This is a genomic window from Legionella tunisiensis (assembly GCF_000308315.1).
Classification (GTDB): domain Bacteria; phylum Pseudomonadota; class Gammaproteobacteria; order Legionellales; family Legionellaceae; genus Tatlockia; species Tatlockia tunisiensis.
The window spans coordinates 1-23,468 of the sequence record NZ_CALJ01000310.1; the positions used below are offsets into that span (position 1 = coordinate 1).

Below are 23,468 nucleotides of genomic sequence, written 5' to 3' on the forward strand. Positions count from 1 at the left end.
TGCCCGTGAGCGCGGCCGGTGCCCGACTTTTAATTGGTATTGCGTACTATTTTTATCAGCATCGAAACAATTCGAATAAAAGCTCTCTTTTTCTTTGAGGCCGTGTATACCCATGAGATTGAGAGTCTAAGCTTGTCATTTAGCTGGCAAGATTTTCCAATAGCAAAATACAAAGGAATCCGACAAAAAAGCAGGCTGTAATGTCGGGTGTTTCAGTAAACGCTTGTTCATGGGCTTCGGTTAACAATTCTTCGGTTACCAGATAAAGCAAGGCTGCTACACCAAAAGCCAGGAAACCATCGGTAATAGCCATTGGTAATTGTGATAATAATGCTGCACCAACGATACTGCCAAGGGGAATCAACAAGGCAAGGCATATGCTTAATAGTAAACGAGCGTTGACTCCTACCGAACGGCTGCCTAAGGTTGCTGTGGTCGATAAGCCTAAAAATAGAATTTCCATTGCCAAGGCAATGGCAATCAGAATACCCCCTTTAGCACCTGCCAAAAAAGAAACGCCAATTAAGATACCGTCAATGAATAAATCAACACCGACAGCACTGACTAAACCCAGTGAGATTCCTTTTTTTGCTCTTCATGCTCCATGAGCCTATTTGAAAGTTTTTTAAGCAACAGCATGGAGATGACACCCAAAGAAAAGCCGATAATAAGCGTTATGGGTTCATTCTCAGCACCAAGTTTGGGTAATAATTCTTTTGCAACAGCGGCAAATACGACGCCCGCTGCAAAATGTTGTGTGGCGGAAGTTAATTTATCACTGGGTTGATAGATACTGGCAATTGCACCACCCAGGATCATGCCAAACGCTGGTGCCAAGGAATATAATGCAATGGTAGAGAGTGATGTAGCTATCATGAAAATCCTTTTATTCCAGTAATTCAGTTACTTTAGCAGAAAGTTAATGACCATTATTTAAATAAGGATAAAAAATCTTTGCTAAAAATCAATAAAAGCTGGTTTCTCGGTATATCATAGGGCACGCCTTAGAAATTAATTTGAACTATGTCTGCGATTGAAACCATGGTCCCAAAACGACAAAGCTTGCTGCGTTCTACCTCTCTCGTCTCAATAATGACGTTAATATCACGGCTCGTTGGTTTTGCACGTGATATGTTACTTGCGCAACTGTTTGGTGCGCAAGCAGGGATGGATGCCTTCTATGTTGCTTTTAGAATCCCTAATTTTATGCGTCGTTTATTTGCAGAGGGTGCGTTTTCACAGGCTTTTGTGCCCGTACTCGCGGAATATCAGCAAACACGGACGGTTGATGAAGTACGTACTTTTATTGCTCGTATTGCGGGTCAGTTAGGAGTGATTCTTTCAATCGTCACCGTGATTGGGGTTTTGGCCGCACCAGTGATTATTTTTATTTTTGCGCCGGGTTTTGGTGAGGGCAGTGTGCGTTCATTACTTGCCACGGAAATGCTGCGGTTAACCTTTCCGTTTCTGATGTTGGTTTCTCTAACCGCTATGGCTGGTGCCATCTTAAATACCTATGGCTATTTTGGCGTTCCAGCGTTTACGCCAGTGTTACTCAATATCTGCATGATTCTAGCTGCGCTTTATTTATGCCCACTACTTAACCAACCCGTAGTTGGTTTGGCTTGGGGGGTCTTGATTGCCGGAATTGCTCAATTATTGTTTCAACTCCCTTTCCTTTACCAACGCAACTTGTTGGTGAAACCCAAATTGGTGTGGAATGACCCAGGCGTGAAGCGTGTTTTGAAATTGATGATCCCTGCTTTGTTTGGTGTGTCGATCGCGCAGATTAATTTGATGGTTGATTCTATTTTTGCATCCTTTTTGAAAGTGGGTAGTGTGACCTGGTTGTACTACACTGATCGGCTGACCGATTTTCCTTTAGGCGTATTTGGAGTAGCGATTGCTACGGTTATTCTACCTCATTTATCCAGACGCCATGCTGAACAAAGTAACGAGAAGTTTTCTCGCGCGCTGGATTGGGGCTTGCGCTTATTACTGCTGATAGGGATTCCCTCCGCGTTAGGGTTGTCTTTATTTGCTATGCCGTTAATTGCGGGTTGTTTTGCCTATGGTAAATTCTCAGCCTATGATTTAATTCAAACCCAAAAAGTCTTATTACCCTGGGCTCTGGTGTACCAGCTTTCATGATGGTTAAGGTACTTGCTTCAGGTTTTTATGCTCGCCAGGACATCAAAACACCGGTCAAGGTAGGTGCTTTAGTCATGGTAATAAATAGTTTACTGTGTCTGCTGTTCATTTGGCCTCTTGCTCACGCAGGCCTTACTTTGGCTTCGGCTTTGGCAGGTTATATTAATTGTGCGATCTTGTTGTTCCTATTAAAGCGACGAGGTATTTATCAACCAATGACAGGTTGGTTTAAGTATATTCTGCAGTTAGGTGTTGCCAATACAGCAGTGGCAGTCTATTTGCTGTTAATGACTGGTAACGTTAGTTTCTGGTTAGCCCAATCACCTGTATTAAGATTGACCTGGTTACTTGCCCATGTGGCGGTTGCGGTGATGATTTATTTTATAAGTTTATACATGACTGGTATTCGTCCAGCACAATTCCGTGGTCATATGAAGGAGTAATGATGCGTGCAGATCTGTTTTATGATACTCACTCTGAAAAGGCCGTGCCTTTGTTTTTGGTGACTAAAACTGAATGGGAAAAGGGTTTAGAAACTTTAACTGCAGCAGAGCGTAATGCTTTTGTTGGACAGCAATTCAAAGGTAAATTGGGTGATCTTTGCCTGCTCAATACGCAGGATGGTCTTCTTCACAAGGCCTATCTTGGTACAGGTGATGACGATAATCAAAGTCAAGCGCTTGCCCAGGCTGCTAAATCGTTGCCGCCTGGTCATTATATCCCACAACAAGACTTAAAACAGGACGCTTGTATCGCGTGGGCACTGGCACAATATCGTTTTGCCGATTATAAGAAACAAGACAGTTTTCCTACTGTACTCGTTGTCAATAAAGCGCAATTGACGGCAATCTTGGCAGACTGTAATGCCATCTTTCTGGTGCGTGATTTAATCAACAAGCCGAGCAATGATATGGGCCCAGAGGAGTTAGCCAAGGTATTGGCTGATTTAGCAAAGGAACATCATGCTCATTGTGAGCAATGGGTGGGCGATGAATTGCTAAGCGCTAACTTTCCTGCAATTCATACCGTTGGCCGGGCATCGGCGAAAGCACCCCGTTTATTATCTCTAACTTGGGGGGATGAAAAGCACCCACGCGTAACCTTGGTAGGAAAGGGGGTTTGCTTTGATAGCGGCGGCTTGGATATCAAACCATCAAGCGGTATGCGTTTGATGAAAAAAGACATGGGCGGTGCTGCGCATGTGATTGGCCTGGCGCAGTGGATAATGACCCAGCGATTGGCTATCCGTTTACAAGTTCTTATTCCGGCTGTTGAAAATTCAGTAGGTCCTGATGCTTTCCGCCCAGGCGATGTATTAACCATGCGCAATGGTTTAACCGTGGAAATTGATAATACTGATGCAGAAGGGCGATTGGTATTAGCGGATGCCATCGCGAAGGCTTGTGAAGAAAAGCCGGAGATACTTTTTGATTTCGCTACCTTAACAGGAGCTGCCCGTGTTGCAGTGGGTACCGAGATCGCCGCCATGTTTTGCAATAAGGATGACGTGGCACAGTCATTGATTGAATCATCAAAGGCTGTTGATGATCCGATGTGGCGTTTACCACTCTTTGCCGGTTATGACTCGATGCTTGATTCATCGATTGCCGATTTAGTGAATTCAAGTTCTTCCGGTTACGCAGGTGCTATTACTGCAGCGTTATTCATACAACGTTTTGTTACTCCCTCTCTACCCTGGATCCATTTTGATATCATGGCCTGGAATGTCAGCAGCAAGCCTGGAAAACCAGAAGGTGGGGAAGCGATGGCATTGCGTGCGGTGGCGCATTATTTGTTAAAAACTTATGGGAAACAGTAAAAGGATTCATTAAAGTTAAGAGGCTTTGAATCCAGGGTACAGCCTTAGGTTTTCACCCGGCGTGTTGGGCAAAATTTAGCGAAGATTTGATTAAGATATGGGGGAGTGAACCTAGGAATTTTACTGAGTTACAATTCAATTTCATGAGTATGCAGTTCACATTGTTTTGCACGGTATTCGCGGTAATGAGCACGGCTTAATTCTTTGGCTGTTTCATCATTGACAACGATTTCCATAACACGGCGAAACCGTGCATAAAAACTGGGAATCGGAGTAGCCAAATTCAGCAAAATATCATTGAACCCTCGCGGTTCTCCCTGATAGCCAAGCTGTATGGCGGGAGGGGGTTCTGGACCTTCTCCTTGTAAATTATGAGGGATGAAACTGTTGTCTTTGAACGTCCACAGTAACTCATCGATTTGTTCCGCATCGTGTTTCGTATCGCAGTAGACAAAAACCTGATGTCCACGTAGATAGGCTTTTTCCAGCAAACGACAAGCCAGTAGCCAACGAGCAGAGGCTTCATGGCTATTTAATAAGTAGAAATCAACGCGAACTTGTGACATGGCGTATTAACTCAATTAATAAAGGAACAGGGCGACCAGTCGCATTGCGTTTTTTACCCGAAATCCAGGCAGTGCCTGCTATATCCATATGAGCCCAGCGATATTTTTTGGTAAAGCGCGAGAGAAAACAGGCAGCAGTAATTGCACCGGCACCGCGATCAAAAGACGCATTAATCATATCAGCCAAGGGACTATCAAGCACGTCCTGATAAGCATCATCCAGAGGCATGCGCCAGGCTTTATCGTCACTTTCGTTGGCGGCGGCAAGAATCATGTTTGCCAACTCATCGTCTTCTGTCATAAAACCTGTGGTGACATGACCAAGCGCTATAATCATTGCTCCAGTCAGTGTTGCAAGATCGATAACCCAATCTGGGTTGAAGCGTTCTGCATAAGTTAATGCATCGGCTAACACTAACCGGCCTTCGGCATCCGTATTTAATATTTCAATCGTTTGACCGGACATGCTGGTGACAATATCACCGGGTTTTACGGCAGCACCACTGGGCATATTTTCTGCGCTGGGGATGAGACCAATCAGGTTAATTGGTAATTTTAATGTTGCACAGGCTTTGATGGTTCCAAAGACGGCTGCAGCACCAGACATATCATATTTCATTTCATCCATGGCATTGCCTGGTTTTAGCGTTAAGCCGCCAGAATCAAAGGTGATTCCTTTGCCAACCAAGACAACAGGCTGGGTATCGCCGCCGCCACTGTATTGCATTTCAATTAAACGAGGTGGTTCCACGCTGCCTTTAGCAACAGCAAGCAATGCGCCCATATTCATAGCTTGCATATCTTCAGGGCACATTATTTTTGCTGTTAGATTTTCGTGTTGCTGTACCAGTTCCATGGCTTGTTCTCCCAGGTATGTGGGAGTGCAGTGATTGGCTGGTAAATCGGCTAGTGTGCGAGTGAGCTGTACGCCGGCAGCAATTGCTTGGCCAGTTTCGATAGCAGTGTTGGATGCTCCTGGCAGATAAAAGTCAATTGCTTCAAGTCGATTAGGCTTATTACTTTTAGTTTTAAAATCGGAAAGTTGGTATAGTTGTGCATCGAGTTGCAACAGCATTTGCTGAACCTGCCAATCAGCATTATGTTCATTGACTTGCGGCAAACAGAGAGTGGCTGTAACAATGCGTTGTTTAATCAGCGCTGCGCCGATGTCACCAAGGCGTTTGCGCAAATTTCTGGCAGAAAATTTTGCTTTTTTGCCGCAATGAAGAAGCACTAAACTGTGGCCATCTATATCAGCTTGCCATATGGAGTCGCCTTCTTCGTTCAATTTTTTGAATAAACGAGAAATAAGATGATTGTATTGCTTATCCAGTGTTTTGCCAAAATCGCGCAGACCGCAGTCATCAAAGAGGCCAAGCACAAGGCACTCATTGGCTTTAAGTGATGGTGTTGCAATTAACCCATACTTCATTTCTACTTCCTATCCTGCGTAAAAACTGTTAGTTTACCTAGGGTCGGTTCGTAATTCTACTGTCAGAAGTTAATCAATCCCTCGTAGTTATGGTATGCTGTGCTGTTAGAGAATCTACGTATAAGTATTGTGAGCGATTCAGGAGAAAATAATTTTGTCCAAAATCCATCTAATACGTCCTAATCGATAGAGACAGGCCGTGCTGATTTTTCGTTATTTAGCCAAAGAAGTTTTTGTTACTTTAGCGTCGTTAACGACTATTTTGTTGTTAATTTTCATGTCTAATCAATTCGTACGCTATCTTAATCGTGCTGCCAGTGGACAAATTCCTGGCATGATCATTATGAAATTAATGATGCTGGAATTACCGAATCTTATGGGGTTATTGCTTCCGCTTGGATTTTATGTGGCTTTGTTGATTGCTTATGGCCGTCTCTATGCTGAAAGTGAAATGACCGTGTTGCAAGCCTGTGGTTATGGACCCTCTCAATTGCTGCGCCATAGTTTTATCATGGCGGCAGTAGTTAGTGTATTAGTAGGGATTATTATGATATGGGCAAGTCCGGTGATTGCTACTGAGCGAGCAAAATTATTACGTACAACAGGTATTCAAACCGCCATTCAAATGATTGTACCAGGCCGATTTAGGGCTCTATCAGAAGGTAAACAAATCTTTTATGTGGAGTCAATGAATCGTGAGCATTCAAAAGCACAGCACGTATTTCTTGCACGCCAGGTTGTTAAAAATAATCAGTTGCAATGGGATATCCTATTGGCAGAGCGGGCTTTTGCTGAAACTGATCCGAAGACGCTGGAAAATTATATTGTTTTGCAACGGGGTAGTGAATATGAAGGGATGCCTGGAAAGGCCGATTTTCAGGTTGCAGAATTTGACCAATATAAAGCACGGTTGCCCCATCCGGTGATTGAAATAGAAAAAGATATTCGTACTACGGATACCGCCAGCTTATTGCCCTTCAATAATCCTGACAGGCGGAAAGCAGCAGAATTACAATGGCGGTTATCGGTACCGATTATGGTGTTGACTTTAACGTTAGTTGCCGTTCCCTTAAGTCGGGTTAATCCGCGTGCAGGTAAATATGCAAAATTGTTACCTGCGATTGTTCTTTATATTGTGTATGCCAATTTTATGTTTGTTTCTCGTGATTGGCTGATAGCTGGCAAAGTACCGTTGTGGGTTGGCGTGTGGTGGTTACACCTTACAGTTGTGGGAATAGGTTTACTGTTAATTTGGCGTAATCAGGTGAAATTATCATGAAATTGCTCGACCGTTACATCGCAAAAACGGTTTTGGCAGCTATTGCTTTGGTGACCTTGATGCTTGCAGGGTTACAAGTGTTTATTCTCTTTGTTAACCAGTTAGATGATTTGGGTAAGGGGGATTATGGTATTGTGCAAACAGCCTTCTATGTCTTTTTGCAGATGCCTTACCAGGTTTATTTGTTTTTTCCGATGGCTAGTTTGTTGGGTTGTTTGATTGGTTTGGGAATTATGGCTAATCACCGTGAATTAGTCGTTATGCGTGCAGCCGGGATGTCTATTGGCCAGGTAACGCTGGCTGTACTCAAAGCTGCTTTATTACTCATTCTTTTTGTCACTTTGGTAGGAGAAACCATCGTGCCCAAGCTGGCCTCCTATGCCAATGATCAAAAAATACAGGCCATGAGTGGTGGCCAGACTTTACGTACAGCACATGGTGTTTGGCTACGTCATCTAGATGATTTTATTTCTATCGGAACGATATTACCTAACAATACCTTGGAATTAGTCTTTCAATATCATTTCGATGCGTCTCATAAAATGCGTTTTGCTCGCCACATTGACAGAATTAACTATGTTAATGGCCAATGGGAAGCCCATGATATAGCAGAAACCCTCATTAATAATGAGGGTACGCAGATTCGCAAAATTAAAAAATGCCTTGGGATGTGACAGTAAAACCAGATATTTTAAGTGTCAGCAGTCGTGAACCGGATGAGATGACCTTACATGAGTTACGTCAATATTTGCATGCTCAGAAACATAGCCATCAAAATGCAGCTAATTATCAATTGGCTTATTGGCAGCGTTTGATACAGCCATTGACAACGGTGGTGATGATGATTCTGGCTATCCCGTTTATTTTTGGCCCTTTGCGCTCGTCAACCATGGGATCAAAACTATTGGCTGGGGCTACTGTTGGGTTTGGATTTCATATTATCAATCGTTTCTTCGGGCCGGTAAGTCAGGTGTTTCAATGGCCGCCAGAAATAGCTGCCATAGGGCCGACTTGTTTATTCGCTTTGTTAGGACTTTATCTGATGAGTAGGGTGAGATAGTGGCTATTATTCGCCATGTACTTGAAGGGGTGTTAAATCCTTTCTTTCTGTGTTGGTTATTATTGTGCGTTTTTTGATTCTGCTATGGCTGTACGGAGACGGTTTATTGGTGCGCTGCGGTTTTTTGTTAGTCGTGCTGTTACTTTTATTATGTAGTACAGGTTGGCTACCACAAGTGATTACTCGTCACCTGGAAGATCAGTATCCTGTTATCACTCAGGTTGATCCTGCGATTCATTGGGTAGTGGTATTCAGCGGCGGTCAGTCAGAAATACCAGGGCAAACAATAAACAGCTTATTATATTCAGCCAGTATCAAGCGATTGTTAGAAGGAATAAGGCTCTATAAACAATTACCGGAAGCAAAATTATTACTATCTGGTGGCGGCTATGGGTTTGAGTTGCCCGAAGCGATGCGCATGGCAGAGTTGGCTTCTTGGTGCACAATTCCGACTAGTAATATTGTCTTGGAAAAAGCCTCCATAAATACTGCTGATCAGGTCAAGGCAATTAAAGAAATCGTGCATGAAGAACCGTTTTATTTAGTGACTTCTGCTATTCATATGCCGCGTGCAATGGCGCTTTGTCAAGCAAGAGGTATGCATCCTATCGCGGCGCCGACTGATTTTACTTTTTATTGGAATGATGAGCGTTGGGGGAAAACTTATTTGCCTAATCCGCATAATCTTTTTTATTTAAGTATTGCCATGCATGAACTTTTAGGACGCCTATGGGCAAAACTGCATAGTGATTATAAAAACTAGGGCAGATAAATCTGAACTGTCCTGCCTTACTTTGAGAAAGACACATTGTCCAAGCTACTTCAACTCGTGAGGTTTTATGTGGTTTTGAGGAAAAATCACAGCGCATGGGTATAATCTTTAAGCAAAAATCGGTAAAATAAGCCACTTTAATCCATTTTGTAGTTAATATGCCAAAACGTACTGATATTCAATCCATCCTCATTCTTGGTGCCGGTCCGATAGTCATTGGCCAAGCTTGTGAATTTGATTATTCAGGGACACAAGCCGTCAGGGCGTTGAAAGAGGAGGGATATAGAGTCATTTTGGTGAATTCCAATCCGGCAACGATCATGACCGATCCTGAACTTGCCGATGCAACCTATATTGAACCAGTACAATGGCAGGAAGTAGCGCGAATTATCGACAAAGAACGTCCAGATGCTTTATTGCCAACCATGGGGGGGCAAACAGCTCTTAATTGTGCTTTGGATTTGGTAAGAGAAGGTGTATTAGAGAAGTATTCAGTTGAAATGATTGGGGCTACCCGTGAAGCAATCGACAGTGCCGAGGACAGGGATAAATTTCGCCAATTGATGAAGAAAATTGGCTTGGAGATGCCGCGCTCAGCAATTGCACATAGTTTGGAAGAAGCTTTTCAAGTACAAGCTCAACTGGGTTTCCCGACCATCATCCGACCCTCCTTCACCATGGGCGGTAGTGGTGGTGGTATCGCCTATAATCGTGAAGAATTTGAAGAAATTTGTTCTCGCGGTCTTGAATTATCACCTACCCATGAATTATTACTCGATGAATCCGTACTCGGTTGGAAAGAGTATGAGATGGAAGTGGTACGCGATAAGAATGACAATTGTATTATTGTCTGTACGATTGAAAATTTAGATCCCATGGGGGTGCATACTGGTGATTCAATTACTGTCGCACCGGCGCAGACCTTGACTGACAAAGAATTCCAGCGCATGCGTGATGCGGCGATTAAAGTATTGCGTGCTGTGGGTGTGGATACTGGCGGCTCTAATGTTCAGTTTGCGGTTAATCCTGAAGATGGACGTATGCTAGTCGTAGAAATGAATCCACGTGTGTCGCGCAGTTCTGCGCTGGCTTCCAAGGCAACAGGTTTTCCTATTGCTAAAGTAGCAGCTAAGCTTGCTGTTGGATACACCTTGGATGAATTGGCTAACGAGATTACAGGAGGAAAAACACCGGCGTCCTTTGAGCCAAGCATTGACTATGTCGTGACTAAAATTCCTCGTTTTAATTTTGATAAATTTCCCCAAACCTCGGCTATCTTGACGACACAAATGAAATCGGTAGGCGAAGTAATGGCAATTGGCTCTAATTTCCAGGAGTCTTTACAGAAAGCAATTCGTGGCTTAGAAATAGGTCGTTGTGGTTTAGAATCTTTATTTGTAAAAGGTGATATGGCACGCTTACGAGGCCACTTACGTGAGCCTACGCCAGATCGATTATGGTATATTGCAGATGCTTTTCGCCAAGATTTATCTTTAGAAGAAATACACCAGGAGAGCAAAGTTGATCCCTGGTTTTTAGCGCAGATTCAAGAATTGGTATTGCTCGAACGCCTCCTTTATGAGAAATCAATTCAGGATTTGGATAAAACGACTCTGCGTCATTTTAAACGGCGTGGTTTTTCTGATGCATATCTAGCCCGTCTTTTATGTTGCAGTGAAGAGCAAGTCAGGTCTCGCCGATTGGAACTAGAAATAATGCCTGTTTATAAACGCATTGATTCATGTGCGGGGGAATTTCCTAGTGATACAGCTTATTTATATTCCTGTTATGAGACGGCTTGTGAGGCAAGACCTGAAACTGACAAACAGAAAATTATGATACTAGGTGGAGGACCTAATCGTATAGGTCAGGGAATAGAATTTGATTATTGTTGTGTACATGCTGCCATGGCTTTAAGAGAGGCTGGTTATCAGACCATCATGGTGAATTGTAACCCTGAAACAGTATCAACTGATTTTTGATACCTCTGATCGCCTTTATTTTGAACCGGTTACTCTGGAAGATGTTTTGGCGATTGTTGCTGTTGAGAAGCCAACAGGTGTGATTGTGCATTATGGTGGACAGACACCGTTGAAATTAGCACGTGAACTGGAAGCAAACGGAGTGACTATTATCGGTACTTCTCCTGATGCGATTGATCAAGCCGAAGATCGGGAACGTTTCCAGAAATTAGTTACTGAGTTGAACCTGCATCAACCAGCCAACGGTACGGTACGTAGTGAAGAAGAAGCGATAGAGCTTGCCAAACGTATTGGTTATCCATTGGTGGTGAGACCTTCCTATGTATTGGGTGGCCGTGCCATGGAAGTAGTCTATCAAGAAGAAGATCTGCGTTATTATTTGGAGCATGCAGTCGCTGTTTCAAATGATTCGCCAGTATTGTTAGATAAATTCTTAAACGACGCTATAGAAGTTGACATTGATGCGGTCTGTGATGGTGAAGAAGTCATGATAGGTGCCATCATGGAACATATCGAACAAGCTGGGGTGCATTCAGGTGACTCTGCTTGTACTTTGCCTCCTTTTAGTTTAAGTGTAGTGGTGCAGCAAGATTTAATTGAGCAAATTCGCCAAATGGCGTTGAAGCTAGGGGTAATTGGTTTAGTCAATGCCCAATTCGCTATTCAGGCTGACGATATTTATGTGCTTGAAGTGAATCCACGTGCATCACGTACGGTGCCTTTTGTTTCGAAAGCGACAGGATTGCCTCTGGCAAAAATTGCAGCTCGTTGTAAGGTGGGTCAGAGTTTGAAACAGCAAGGTTTAAGCCAACACTATCCAATGCCCGCGTTCTACTCAATCAAACTCCCTGTGTTTCCTTTTATTAAATTTTCTGGTGTTGATTCTATTTTAGGACCAGAAATGAAATCGACAGGCGAAGTCATGGGTATTGCCAGACGCTTTGGTCAAGCTTATGCTAAAGCACAGTTGGGAGCTGGTTGTAATATTGTTAAACGGCGACGTGCTTTTGTGTCTGTGCGTGATGCAGATAAAGCGCGGGTTGGTGAAATAGTAAAGCGGCTTATCCAGTTGGGTTTTGAAATTATTGCAACCCGTGGTACAGCGTTGGTTTTGCAAGCGGCCGGAATTGATTGCCGACGAGTTTTTAAGGTGGCAGAAGGCAGGCCGCATGTTGTTGACTTTATAAAAAATAATGAAATTGATTTTATTGTCAATACGACAGAAGGTAAGCAAGCAACGGCAGATTCCTTTGCCATCAGACGCAATGCATTGCAGCATAAGGTCAGCTATACTACGACGTTGTCAGGTGCTGAAGCAGCGTGTTTAGCAATGAAATACGAAGACCGGGAAACGGTCACCCGATTACAAGATTTACATTAGAGGTGGTGGTCTATGTCAAAACATCCAATGACAGTGCAAGGAGCAGAAGCGCTTAAAAATGAATTACAGCGTCTTAAATCAATTGAGAGACCGCGTATTATTGAAGCGATAGCAACTGCCCGTGAACATGGTGACTTGAAAGAAAATGCTGAATATCACGCGGCGCGTGAACAGCAAAGTTTTAATGAAGGGCGGATTCAGGAATTAGAAGCTAAACTTTCAAATGCTCAAATCGTTGATCTGAGTAAAGTAACCAACAACGGTAAGGTGGTGTTTGGTGCAGTGGTAACAGTATGCCACTTACAAACCGATGCAGAGCTCGCTTACCAAATTGTTGGCGAAGATGAAGCGGATATTAAGGTGAATAAAATCTCTTACAGTTCGCCAATTGGACGCGCCTTAATTGGTAAACAGGTGGATGATACGGTAACCGTGGAAACACCAGGTGGCTTGGTTGAATACGAAATCATCGCTGTAGATTACCATTAGAATAATCAGTAGTTCATAAATCATCCGTGAATTATGAGCTCTTTTTCTCCATGCTACTAAGCAACGCTCACACTGCTCACGGCCTGCGTCCCGCACATAACGCGTGGGACGCAGGTCCTAAGAAAGAAAAAATAATATAATTTTATTTTCAATAGGCTAGTTAAGGCAGGTGATAAAAAGGGTTAGGCAGTTTAAATCCTTTTTGCATAAAGCCCCCCTTTAGATCACTGTCTTGATCGCCGATGGATGCAATGACTGTATAACCTTGGTTGGCGATTGATTTTCGCGCCTGGGTTTTGAAAGGTGTAATCGAAGGTTGACGGTAGGTGTCAGGTCGTAAATAAAGACCAGCCCAATGGTTAAAACCCGCACGTAATAAATTGGCTCTGGTCGCTTTTAATTCGGAAAGAGGGCGTCCAGTAACAAAAAGACTTTTATACCATGTTTTAAGGCATCTTGATAAAGGGATAGCATGGGGACTATTGCTGGCGAGTCAGCAGCCAAGATTTCTTTGTGTATTTGAGCATGATCAGCAACAAAATCTCGTTTCACCATTTTGTTGTAGTTGCTCAAACTGGTCTCATCGATATCAAGTACAATAGCCAATTTTTTGGGATTCCTACTGTGGGTATTGGCTATAGCTTCTTTCACGATGTAACCACGTGCTTGCGCAATAACTTGCGCCAATTCTTTTTCATAAAGACCTGAATCATGATAGGTCTGAATATCTTTTTCAGTAAACTAAGGTTTGGAGGTTCCGCGAAAGCAGGGGATAAAAAAGAGCAGCACAACATATTACTGCCAGAGTCTTCATGATAACTTTAAAAGATCCTTTCATCGGTCATTCCACTGAGAGTAAGTGCCGGCATTATAACGTGTAAAGGGTGGATGTCAATTGCTCAGCTTGGTTATTTGTTTATCAATTGTTCGATGTGGTAAAATATATAACAATTATATCTGGTTGATCTTGAAGAAATTAATACTCGTCGAGTCAATTTTATTTTGATTGCCTCAGACTTCTAAAATGGAGTATCATTCGTCTTTTGCTTTAAATAGAACTGAATTAGTACTATATTAAAGATATAATTCTTAAAATAAGACTTATTTGGTACTAGATTATTTGGTGTGGGGGTGGTATGCTGCGCATCAGCAAATTGGCCGATTATGGAACAGTTGTGATGGTGTATCTAGCAAAGCGTGCACAAACGCTGTGTAACGCGCGTGATATTGCATTACATACGCATCTTACTGTACCAACAGTCAGCAAATTATTAAAACGCTTAACCGCGGCAGGATTGCTGACTTCAGTACGCGGGGTGAGTGGGGGATACCGTTTGCAGCGAGCTGCAAGTGAGATATCAGTCGCTGCGATTATTTATGCTTTGGAAGAGCAGCGTGGATTGACTGAGTGCAGTTTGCAACCGAATGAATGTTCTTTGCAGGGAGTTTGTCACATTCAAGGAAATTGGCGGTTAATAAGTCAGGCTATCGAAACAGCACTTGATAGTGTGAGTTTGGAGGCTTTGGCAAAACCATCTCTCCAGGCGGTTGATATTAACCGCATCAGGCAGTTGGCAAGTGGAGTGAGTAATGGCGAAAAGCAGTGAGCAAATTAATTCCCTCCTTGAGCGGGAATATCAACATGGTTTCGTAACTGATATTGAAGTTGAAACCTTCGAGCCGGGTCTGGACGAAGAGGTGATTCGTCGTTTATCAGCTATTAAAGGTGAGCCAGAGTTCTTATTACAATGGCGTTTGGCTGCATTCAGACATTGGCAGACTATGCCGAACCCAGAATGGTCGAGTGTGCATTACCCACCAATTGATTACCAGGCCATTTCTTATTATTCGGCACCCAAAAGTAAAAAGATGCACCTAAAAGTCTTGATGAAGTTGATCCAGAATTATTGCGTACTTATGAAAAATTAGGTATTCCCTTAAAAGAACAGGAAATGCTTGCAGGTGTAGCCGTTGATGCAGTGTTTGATAGTGTGTCTGTTGCAACAACTTTTAAGGCGAAACTGGCTGAAGTAGGTGTTATTTTTTGCCCATTTTCAGAGGCTGTCCATAAATACCCTGACTTGTTACGCCAATATCTAGGTTCTGTTGTCCCTTATCGTGATAATTTTTATGCAGCACTTAATTCAGCTGTATTTAGCGATGGCTCCTTTATTTATATTCCGAAGGGTGTGCGTTGCCCTATGGAGTTATCTACTTATTTTCGTATAAATGCCGCATCAACGGGTCAGTTTGAGCGTACTCTGATTATTGCGGATAGTGATAGTTATGTGTCTTATCTAGAAGGTTGTACCGCTCCGATGCGTGATGAGAATCAATTGCATGCGGCAGTCGTTGAATTAGTCGCACTGGAAGGCGCGCAAATTAAATATTCAACGGTACAAAATTGGTATCCGGGTGATAAAGAAGGCAAGGGTGGTATTTATAATTTTGTTACCAAGCGTGGTGCTTGTCGCGGTAAACGCTCCAAAATTTCTTGGACACAAATTGAAACGGGTTCGGCGATTACCTGGAAATACCCCAGCGTTATTTTGCAAGGTGATGAGTCAGTTGGTGAATTTTATTCCGTAGCGCTTACCAATAATTTTCAACAGGCTGATACTGGAACGAAGATGATCCATTTGGGTAAAAACACACGTTCCACTATTATTTCCAAGGGGATCAGTGCTGGTCGTTCACACAATGCATACCGTGGCTTGGTGCGTATTGCTCCTACGGCTACCAATGCTCGTAACTACACGCAATGTGATTCCATGTTAATGGGGTCTGAATGCTCAGCGCATACTTTCCCTTATATTGAGGTTAAAAACCCTACGGCACAATTAGAGCATGAAGCAACTACTTCTAAAATCAGTGAAGAGCAGTTGTTTTATTGCCAACAACGCGGCATCGATACAGAAGACGCGGTGTCAATGATCGTCAATGGCTTTTGCAAACAAGTCTTAAAAGAATTACCCATGGAGTTTGCAGTAGAAGCTACTAAATTATTAGGTATTAGTTTAGAAGGGGCAGTCGGTTAATATGTTAGCAATCAATCAATTAAATGTCGCAATTAATGCGCAACCTATTCTAAAAGGCATCAATCTCACTGTAAAACCAGGTGAAGTTCATGCCATTATGGGGCCAAATGGTTCTGGTAAAAGTACGCTATCAAAAGTTTTGGCCGGGCATCCAGCCTATGAGATAACCGACGGCTCCATCATGTATTTAGGAAAAGATTTATTGCCTCTTGCACCTGAGGAGCGCGCTCAGGCGGGAGTCTTTATGTCGTTCCAATACCCGGTTGAAATTCCTGGCGTAACCAATATTAATTTCCTTAAAGCGTCAGTGAATGCAGTGCGTAAGGGGCAGGGGAAGAATACACTGGATGCCATTGAGTTTTTAAGTTTTATTCGGGAAAAATGTCAGTTACTAGACATGGATGAGAGTTTTTTATATCGCAGCATCAATGAAGGATTTTCTGGTGGTGAGAAAAAACGTAATGAAATTTTACAGATGGTGGCTCTCGAACCGAAGCTTGCTATTCTTGATGAAACGGATTCAGGCTTAGATATTGATGCATTGCGGATTATTTCACATGGCGTCAATGCCATGCGTTCGCCGGAACGTGCCATCATTCTGGTAACTCACTATCAGCGCTTGTTAGATTATATTGAACCTGATTTTATTCATGTATTAGCCAATGGTCGTATCATTAAGTCTGGTGACAAATCATTAGCATTGGAATTGGAGAAAAAAGGGTACAGTTGGCTTGAGGAGACTGAGCAGGCATGAGCGAACTCCTTGATTTTTATAAACAGCAAGCGAAAGCGGGGATATCAACCATACCCTGGCTAGCCGAATTACAGGCAAAAGGTTTGCGTGAATTGACTCGTTACGGTTTTCCAACCCGCCATGATGAGGATTGGAAATACACGCTTGTGGACTCATTTTTGCAGCAACGCTTTGCGAAGCAGCAAGGTATGTTGGTGTCTGAGCCGACAGCTCCTCATTCTGATTTACCAACAGGTATGCAGTTAATTCTCCAGAATGGTCAGGTATTCGGGACTGATCTACTTGCTAAACAATTGCCTGCAGGAGTTCTAGTACAATCTCTCGCCCAGGCTCTTGAGCAACAGACTGATAAGATTAAACCCTATTTGGGGCAATTGTTACGTCATGAAAATGGTTTTCAGGCGTTAAATACAGCAATGTTGGCCACCGGTGTTTTGATTTATTTGCCAGCCGGTGTTTGTGTTGAAGAACCTATAGTTTTATCGCATTGGCAAGATCAAGCCAATCAGGCGGTTTATGGCCGCCATCTAATTATTGCTGAAGCAGGGAGTCAGGCCACGATCATTGAAGAATATCGAGGTGAAGAAGCATGCAGTTATTTTACCAACACGATTACTGAAGTGTTTGCTGCTGCCAATGCCAAGGTGCTCCATTATAAAATTCAGCGTGAGAGTAAGTCGGCTTACCACATGGGGCATCTTGCAGTGAACTTAGCAAAGAATAGTCAGTTTGATAGTCATTCTTTGAGTCTGGGTGGTAAGCTGGTACGTAGTGATATGAGCTTGGATTTGCAGGAAGAAAATGCACGTTGTTTTCTCAATGGTATTTATGCTCCCGCTGAAGGTCAGCATATCGATCATCACACCACTATTCATCATAGGGTGCCTAATTGCCAGAGCGAGCAGGATTATAAAGGGATTTTGATGGGGCGTTCGCGTGCTGTATTTAATGGCAAAGTAATCGTAGCCAGAGGGGCGCAGCATACCCAAGCCAAGCAGCAAAATAAGAATCTATTGTTATCTGCGCAGGCTGAAATTGATAGTAAACCGCAATTGGAAATTTTTGCTGATGATGTGGTTTGTACACATGGAGCGACAGTAGGACAATTGGATGAGGACGCTTTGTTCTATCTGGCAACTCGTGGAATAGATAGACGTGAAGCGAGTAATTACTTAATTCATGCATTTGCCGCTGATAATTTACGTCTTCTTCCGCATCGTATGCTTGCAGAATGGATGGGAACTTTGCTAAATCAGCAGTTGAGGTGAGATTATGAGTGCAGCAACAACTTTAATTGAAGGCCGGAATATAGAAGCTATTCGTGCTGATTTTCCAGTACTGAATCAAAAGATAAATGATTATCCATTAACTTATTTGGATAATGCAGCAACGACGCAAAAACCTAAATCAGTGATCGATGCGATTGCCCATTATTATTCTCATGATAATGCGAATGTACATCGCGGAGTGCATGCTTTAAGTGTACGTGCTACACAGCAATATGAAGCTGTGCGCAACAAAGTACAGCATTTTATTAATGCCCACTCTGCTCGTGAATGTATTTTCGTGCGCGGTACGACGGAAGCGATTAATCTGGTAGCACAAAGTTTTGTTGCTCCGCGAATCCTTCCTGGCGAGGAGATTTTGATTACCCATATGGAACATCATTCCAATATTGTTCCCTGGCAAATGGTATGTAAAAAACGGGTGCGCGCTTACGTGTGGCGCCTATTTCATTTGACGGTGAAATCCTGTTAGCTGACTTTGAAAAAATGCTGAATGAAAACACAAAATTTGTTTCCATTAGCTATGCCTCAAATGCTTTGGGTACAATTAATCCAGTTGCAAAAATGATTGAAATGGCTCATGCCCATGGTGCTTTGGTCATGTTAGATGGTGCGCAAGCTACTGCGCATTTGCCTATCGATGTACAGGCTTTGGATTGCGATTTTTATGCCTTTTCTGGTCATAAGATGTATGGGCCTACGGGTATTGGTGTGTTATGGGGTAAAGAATCTTTACTGGATGATATGGTGCCCTATCAAGGTGGCGGTGAGATGATTAACTACGTTACTCTTGAAGCAACAGAATACGCTGCTCTGCCTCATAAATTTGAGGCAGGTACTCCTAATATTGCGGGGGTCATCGGCTTGGGTGCTGCTATGGATTATCTATGGTCTTTGGATATGGAAGCTGTTGCAGCTTATGAGGCTCATTTACTGGATTATGCTACCTTGGCGGTGCAGTCTGTGAAGGGGTTTAATATTATTGGTACAGCGAAACAAAAAGTGCCGGTTATTTCTTTTGTCCATGGAAAAATTCACGCGCATGATATTGGCACAATATTAGATAGTGCTGGAATTGCTATTCGTAGTGGCCATCACTGTGCTATGCCCCTAATGAGTTTTTTGATGTGGCTGCAACAAGCCGAATTTCATTATCTTTCTATAATACCAAGGAAGAAATAGATCGTTGCATTCAAGCGCTACATAAGGTGAAAGAGGTATTTGCATGAGTATGGAATTGCGAGAGCTTTATCAGGAAATTATTATTGATCATAACCGCAATCCGCGTAACCATCATTCTATGCCTGATGCAACGACGCAAGCAAACGGGTTTAATCCTCTTTGTGGTGACAAATTGACTGTTTATCTGAAAGTTGAGGATGAGATTATTGTTGATGTAAGTTTTGTTGGTTGCGGTTGTGCGATTTCACAAGCCTCTGCTTCTCTGATGACGGACGCCTTGATTGGTAAAACAGTTAAAGAAGCGCATGAATTGTTTGAGCGCTTTCATGCGATGGTAACCAAAGATGATGATGATCAATTACTCTCTTTAGATAAGCTTGCTGTGCTTGCTGGTGTAAGAGCTTATCCTGCACGAGTTAAATGTGCCACCTTGGCCTGGCATACTCTGGAAGCTGCTCTCTCTAAGAGTTCAGACACGGTTTGTACGGAGTAATTGCCATGTTTGGATTTAAAAAAAACGAATCATGATCTTTTAAAAGAACAGATCATCCTGGCGCTTAGAAACGTCTTTGATCCGGAAATACCGGTGAATATTTATGATTTGGGTTTGATTTATGATATTGCTATTAATGAAGAACAGCATGTTCACATCCAAATGACTTTAACGACACCTGGTTGTCCGGTAGCACAAACTTTTCCTGGCACAGTTGAACAAGCAGTTAATCAAGTTGAAGGAGTCAGCGATTGCACCGTTGAATTGGTTTGGGATCCACCGTGGACTCAAGAGCGAATGACTGAAGCAGCTCGTCTTGAATTAGGGATTTTTTATTAATGGATAGGGAAGGACTCTGGCCGCCTTCAGCCTCTATAGAGTTTTTGCATCAACGAGCAAACATTCTCAGCCAAATCCGTGAGTTTTTCAATCAACGAGGTTATTTGGAAGTAGAGACGCCAATTATGGCGCGTTTCGGTATCACGGATGTTTATTTAGCAAATATCAACGCAACTTTCCGTGAGCAAAGTTATTGCCTGCAAACCTCACCAGAATATCACATGAAGCGTTTATTGGCTGCAGGGAGTGGACCTATTTTCCAATTAGCACGTGTTTTTCGTGATGATGAATTAGGGCGTTGGCATAATCCAGAGTTTACTATGCTTGAATGGTATCAATTGGATATTGATCATCATGCTCTGATGGATGAGGTTGATGCTTTGTTACAAATGGTATTGGATTGCCAGTCGATGTTGAGAAAAACTTATCAGCAGGTGTTTCTAGAACATTGTGATTTTGATCCTCTTGCAGTAACAATTCCTCAGTTACAGGAAGTCGTACAACGATTTGAGCTGGATAATGTGCTGACACCCAATGAACAAGATCCGGATCAGTATCTGTTTCTACTAATGAGTCACGTCGTAGAACCCGCACTGGGCAAAGAATCATTACCGGTAGCTGTTTATAATTTTCCGCCTTCACAGGCCGCTTTGGCGAAAATCAATCAAGGAGTTGCTGAGCGTTTTGAGATTTACTTTAGAGGCGTGGAACTGGCGAATGGTTTTCATGAACTGACGGATGCCAAGGCTCAGGCAATGCGCTTTAAGCAAGATTTGGCTATTCGCGAACGGCAGGGTCTATCTCAGCCTCAACCCGATGAATATTTGTTGCAAGCATTGGAACATGGTTTACCGCCGTGCAGTGGTGTTGCGTTAGGTATTGATAGGCTTCTTGCATTGGCATGTAAACAGACTGCAATTGCCAATACCTTGGCCTTTGATTTTAGCCGAGCCTGAGTTTTAATTAGAGGCTTCGGTATGGATTCTCTTCATATCTAAACCCCTTTTTATTTTCATTTTAAAAAACATTTATCCGGATGCCTTCTGTAGCACATAAGAAATATAAGCAATCTTAGATTGAAATTTTTTTATGGGGATTTGCCGATAAGTTTCAAACTGGAATTTCAATTAGAAAAAATTTCGCTTGTGTGTGTTTTTCTTTTGGGATCACTGTGTAACCGCATCTACTGAATACAGTTAGTTCGCAAATTTGGTTTGTCAATTGCTGAAAATCTGAGGAGATATATAGTTTAAGAAGGGTTTGACAGCCTATACACAATCTTATCCACAGAATTTGTGGATAAGACGTCGCTGTCGCGAAATGATTTGTTCACAAAACAATCGATAAATCTTAATTTAACGCGTTAACGCCTGGTTAAAATCAGAGTGAACTCATCCATCTCAATCATACCAATTGCATGCTCATTTTTTCGGTAATATTAGCATTATTTGCTGCACTATTATTCACTACATCAACGTTTGGACGTATCTCGCCTGCAAGACAACGAGTAAGCTGCCTTAAATTGAATCCAAATACAGCAGCGTAACCAGAACTTTTAGTAGTTGCATCAGATTTCATGCGGCTTCTGCCCAATTGGCCGCCATGTTTCGTGTGGCCAATCAAAGGTTCAATACCAGCGCGTCGATGATGCAATAACTGCCTGATTGTCCATGGCGTTGTTTCACGAGCCGCATTGAGCGTCCTGTCAGGACGGGGTAATTGAATTTCAAGAACGCCTTTTTCAATCAGTAGCTGCTCGTTACTCAATGAATAATATCCCTTATCTGTCGCAACCGATGCCAGTAACCCCTTTCCAAAAAGATGCTCATGAGTATTGAGCATCATCGGTAAAGACTGGGCATCTGGCATATAAGTAGATGTGCATTCGCCAACAAAAAGAAAGTTACCTCCAATACGTCCTAATTGATAGGCGCGACCAAACTGCAACCCTTTATTTAATTTACCTTTGTTAAAACAGCCGACTTCATAAGCATGCAATGAAGAAATCGATGGATTGATAATACCTTCAAAAAGATAACCATGTACATTCTGTAATAACATAGTCCCGCGCCAGCTCAGCGTCTCAACAGCACGGCGAAGCGCCCAATATTTACCCGATGCCAACTGATTACCAAACAAATAGATATCATTTAAGATAGGCAGTACATCGGCATACGTTTCACGCCATAACCGCTGAAGCACCACGGATAATATACCCTCACCAACATCCTTGCGTTTCAAATTAAAATAATACAGCGCGATTTGTTTTAAATTGCTTAGCCCAACGCGGTAACGCTTCATGCCACCACAGCACAATTGATTCAGTCCTTTTCCAACTTTTGATGCAAGAACAGCAACCTTAACCAATAAGTTGGCGATTGCGGGGTAGGCTATATTGGCTTCTTGAACGGTTGAGTCCACATCAAGCTCTGTAGGATTAGCGTAATTTAGTTTAACTGCTTGTTGCGTTATCAAATTAGCAAGTCGGCGCTGCGTTTCAGGGCTTAATCGAGAGCGAAACGCCTCGATTTTGGTATGGTCTGGCGCATGCCATTTCTTGATGAAGCCATAACCACAAAACAATTGAAAGGCGGCATTATCTCGTACTTGTTGTTCTGTTACACGGTCAGTGAGGTTAAACATCTGTTGTAACATATAAACACCAAGGTGAATGCGTACGCGTAAGGGCCTGCCCATCCACCATTGTTTTCTATCCGTACGTTGTAAATCAGGCAATACTAATTGCAGCATCTCCTCCCAAGGAAGTTTTTGCGCCAGCTTTATCAGGCGATGGTCATTGCTAATTGCAATGGTGACACCACCACCGGTTACCGGTTCATCAAATCCATCTACATCTAAACTCATCGTTACCTTACACCCTTATTATCGTACCGTTCTTTGTTTTGCTACCAATTTGGCGCATCCGCCACTGAAAAACATCAGATTCCACCACCAAATGGATAAGTGCTTTTTGAGCATGCCTTTTCGTAGGCGATACGACTGGTAATGACTTAAAATCCCAAGATAAGAGTTGATAGAACATAAAAAGGCCATTTGCTCTTCTATCAAAGGTTTATGGTCTTTGATAACTGCATTATGCTTTGTAATGGCGTCATAAAAGTTTCCTTTGATGCGACGACCTGCATAAATACAGTGTGGCTTCAGTATCACCCCAAGAAACGGAATGCCTTTGCAATAATGCTGCAGGTATCGCTTGCGAGGATGAATCTCAAGTCCGAGCTCTTCCTGTAAAAACTGCTCCATTTGGGGTATGAGTGATTTTAAAAGCGCTTTGTCTTCGTGCACCAAAATAAAATCATCGACGTAACGACCATAGAAACGCACGCCCAAATCGTGTTTGATATAATGGTCAAAGGAATTCAAATAAAATTAGCGAACACCTGACTTGTGAGATTGCCAATAGGCAGCCCACAGTGGGGTCTGC

The 23,468-nt window shown here is 42.7% G+C and carries 15 protein-coding genes and 7 pseudogenes; 15 read left to right on the top strand and 7 right to left on the bottom strand.

Going from position 1 to position 23,468, the window contains the following annotated elements:
• Positions 1-139: 139 nt before the first annotated feature.
• Both BN58_RS35320 and BN58_RS35325 read right to left on the bottom strand, forming a co-directional pair.
• Complete coding sequence (locus BN58_RS35320) at positions 140-508, bottom strand: ZIP family metal transporter (protein ID WP_332248024.1); 369 nt, start codon at positions 506-508, stop codon at positions 140-142.
• Positions 509-564: 56 nt separating this feature from the next.
• Positions 565-876: a hypothetical protein gene (locus BN58_RS35325; RefSeq protein WP_232220782.1), complete on the bottom strand. Its 312-nt coding sequence runs from the start codon at positions 874-876 to the stop codon at positions 565-567.
• A 165-nt stretch (positions 877-1,041) separates the two neighbouring features.
• Between BN58_RS35325 and murJ the strand changes: the two are divergent.
• Positions 1,042-2,594: pseudogene (gene murJ / locus BN58_RS27150) on the top strand (murein biosynthesis integral membrane protein MurJ).
• A gap of 2 nt (positions 2,595-2,596) precedes the next feature.
• Positions 2,597-3,970: a leucyl aminopeptidase family protein gene (locus BN58_RS18585; RefSeq protein WP_026069608.1), complete on the top strand. Its 1,374-nt coding sequence runs from the start codon at positions 2,597-2,599 to the stop codon at positions 3,968-3,970.
• Between the two features lie 128 nt (positions 3,971-4,098).
• On the opposite strand, the gene BN58_RS18590 is transcribed toward BN58_RS18585, so the two are convergent.
• A complete protein-coding gene (locus BN58_RS18590) occupies positions 4,099-4,536 on the bottom strand; it encodes a DNA polymerase III subunit chi (protein ID WP_019218115.1) in 438 nt (145 codons plus the stop codon).
• Entirely contained in the window at positions 4,517-5,968 is a 1,452-nt protein-coding gene (locus BN58_RS18595; RefSeq protein ID WP_019218116.1) for a leucyl aminopeptidase, read from the bottom strand. Before BN58_RS18595 ends, BN58_RS18590 begins: the two co-directional genes overlap by 20 nt.
• A 199-nt stretch (positions 5,969-6,167) precedes the next feature.
• On the opposite strand from BN58_RS18595, the gene lptF reads away from it, so the two are divergent.
• The 5 genes and pseudogenes from lptF to greA all read left to right on the top strand — a co-directional run bounded on the left by lptF (position 6,168) and on the right by greA (position 12,931).
• Positions 6,168-7,247, top strand: a complete 1,080-nt coding sequence (gene lptF / locus BN58_RS18600) for an LPS export ABC transporter permease LptF (RefSeq protein WP_019218117.1) — start codon at positions 6,168-6,170, stop codon at positions 7,245-7,247.
• Positions 7,238-8,307, top strand: a pseudogene (gene lptG / locus BN58_RS37260) (LPS export ABC transporter permease LptG). Before lptF ends, lptG begins: the two are co-directional and overlap by 10 nt.
• 49 nt (positions 8,308-8,356) lie before the next feature.
• Positions 8,357-9,070, top strand: coding sequence for a YdcF family protein (locus BN58_RS27165; protein ID WP_019218118.1), 714 nt, complete (start codon positions 8,357-8,359; stop codon positions 9,068-9,070).
• A gap of 167 nt (positions 9,071-9,237) precedes the next feature.
• Positions 9,238-12,442, top strand: a pseudogene (gene carB, locus BN58_RS37265) (carbamoyl-phosphate synthase large subunit).
• Between the two features lie 12 nt (positions 12,443-12,454).
• Positions 12,455-12,931, top strand: coding sequence for a transcription elongation factor GreA (greA, locus tag BN58_RS18620; protein ID WP_019218119.1), 477 nt, complete (start codon positions 12,455-12,457; stop codon positions 12,929-12,931).
• Between the two features lie 160 nt (positions 12,932-13,091).
• Here greA and BN58_RS38090 read toward each other — a convergent pair.
• Positions 13,092-13,618: pseudogene (locus tag BN58_RS38090) on the bottom strand (HAD family acid phosphatase).
• Between the two features lie 449 nt (positions 13,619-14,067).
• Between BN58_RS38090 and BN58_RS18630 the strand changes: the two are divergent.
• The 8 genes and pseudogenes from BN58_RS18630 to epmA all read left to right on the top strand — a co-directional run bounded on the left by BN58_RS18630 (position 14,068) and on the right by epmA (position 20,979).
• Positions 14,068-14,538: an SUF system Fe-S cluster assembly regulator gene (locus tag BN58_RS18630; RefSeq protein ID WP_019218120.1), complete on the top strand. Its 471-nt coding sequence runs from the start codon at positions 14,068-14,070 to the stop codon at positions 14,536-14,538.
• Positions 14,522-15,969, top strand: a pseudogene (gene sufB, locus BN58_RS27180) (Fe-S cluster assembly protein SufB). The gene BN58_RS18630 and the pseudogene sufB overlap by 17 nt, the downstream one beginning before the upstream one ends.
• 1 nt (position 15,970) lies before the next feature.
• Positions 15,971-16,723, top strand: coding sequence for a Fe-S cluster assembly ATPase SufC (gene sufC / locus BN58_RS18640; RefSeq protein ID WP_019218122.1), 753 nt, complete (start codon positions 15,971-15,973; stop codon positions 16,721-16,723).
• Positions 16,720-17,991, top strand: a complete 1,272-nt coding sequence (gene sufD / locus BN58_RS18645; protein ID WP_019218123.1) for a Fe-S cluster assembly protein SufD — start codon at positions 16,720-16,722, stop codon at positions 17,989-17,991. The genes sufC and sufD overlap by 4 nt, the downstream gene beginning before the upstream one ends.
• Positions 17,992-17,995: 4 nt before the next feature.
• A pseudogene (locus BN58_RS27185) lies at positions 17,996-19,238 on the top strand (SufS family cysteine desulfurase).
• On the top strand, positions 19,235-19,684 hold the full coding sequence (gene sufU / locus BN58_RS18655; protein WP_019218124.1) for a Fe-S cluster assembly sulfur transfer protein SufU: 450 nt from the start codon (positions 19,235-19,237) through the stop codon (positions 19,682-19,684). The pseudogene BN58_RS27185 and the gene sufU overlap by 4 nt, the downstream one beginning before the upstream one ends.
• A gap of 5 nt (positions 19,685-19,689) precedes the next feature.
• Positions 19,690-20,023: pseudogene (locus tag BN58_RS27190) on the top strand (SUF system Fe-S cluster assembly protein).
• Positions 20,023-20,979: an elongation factor P--(R)-beta-lysine ligase gene (gene epmA, locus BN58_RS18665; RefSeq protein WP_019218126.1), complete on the top strand. Its 957-nt coding sequence runs from the start codon at positions 20,023-20,025 to the stop codon at positions 20,977-20,979. The pseudogene BN58_RS27190 and the gene epmA overlap by 1 nt, the downstream one beginning before the upstream one ends.
• A gap of 448 nt (positions 20,980-21,427) precedes the next feature.
• Here the strand turns inward: epmA and BN58_RS18670 are convergent, their stop codons facing one another.
• Positions 21,428-22,888 carry a transposase gene (locus BN58_RS18670; RefSeq protein ID WP_019218127.1) on the bottom strand — a complete coding sequence of 487 codons (1,461 nt, stop codon included), beginning with the start codon at positions 22,886-22,888 and terminating at the stop codon, positions 21,428-21,430.
• A gap of 18 nt (positions 22,889-22,906) precedes the next feature.
• Positions 22,907-23,407 (bottom strand): RNA-dependent RNA polymerase family protein, encoded by a 501-nt coding sequence (locus BN58_RS27195; protein WP_019218128.1) that lies wholly within the window; start codon positions 23,405-23,407, stop codon positions 22,907-22,909.
• Positions 23,408-23,468 lie beyond the last annotated feature (61 nt).

Bases quoted from the DNA above. Each gene is read 5' to 3' on its own strand.
- BN58_RS35325 (WP_232220782.1), bottom strand. From the start codon at position 876: ATGATAGCTACATCACTCTCTACCATTGCATTATATTCCTTGGCACCA.
- BN58_RS18585 (WP_026069608.1), top strand. From the start codon at position 2,597: ATGCGTGCAGATCTGTTTTATGATACTCACTCTGAAAAGGCCGTGCCT.
- BN58_RS18590 (WP_019218115.1), bottom strand. From the start codon at position 4,536: ATGTCACAAGTTCGCGTTGATTTCTACTTATTAAATAGCCATGAAGCC.
- BN58_RS18595 (WP_019218116.1), bottom strand. From the start codon at position 5,968: ATGAAGTATGGGTTAATTGCAACACCATCACTTAAAGCCAATGAGTGC.
- greA (WP_019218119.1), top strand. From the start codon at position 12,455: ATGTCAAAACATCCAATGACAGTGCAAGGAGCAGAAGCGCTTAAAAAT.
- BN58_RS18630 (WP_019218120.1), top strand. From the start codon at position 14,068: ATGCTGCGCATCAGCAAATTGGCCGATTATGGAACAGTTGTGATGGTG.
- sufC (WP_019218122.1), top strand. From the start codon at position 15,971: ATGTTAGCAATCAATCAATTAAATGTCGCAATTAATGCGCAACCTATT.
- sufD (WP_019218123.1), top strand. From the start codon at position 16,720: ATGAGCGAACTCCTTGATTTTTATAAACAGCAAGCGAAAGCGGGGATA.
- sufU (WP_019218124.1), top strand. From the start codon at position 19,235: ATGAGTATGGAATTGCGAGAGCTTTATCAGGAAATTATTATTGATCAT.
- epmA (WP_019218126.1), top strand. From the start codon at position 20,023: ATGGATAGGGAAGGACTCTGGCCGCCTTCAGCCTCTATAGAGTTTTTG.
- BN58_RS18670 (WP_019218127.1), bottom strand. From the start codon at position 22,888: ATGAGTTTAGATGTAGATGGATTTGATGAACCGGTAACCGGTGGTGGT.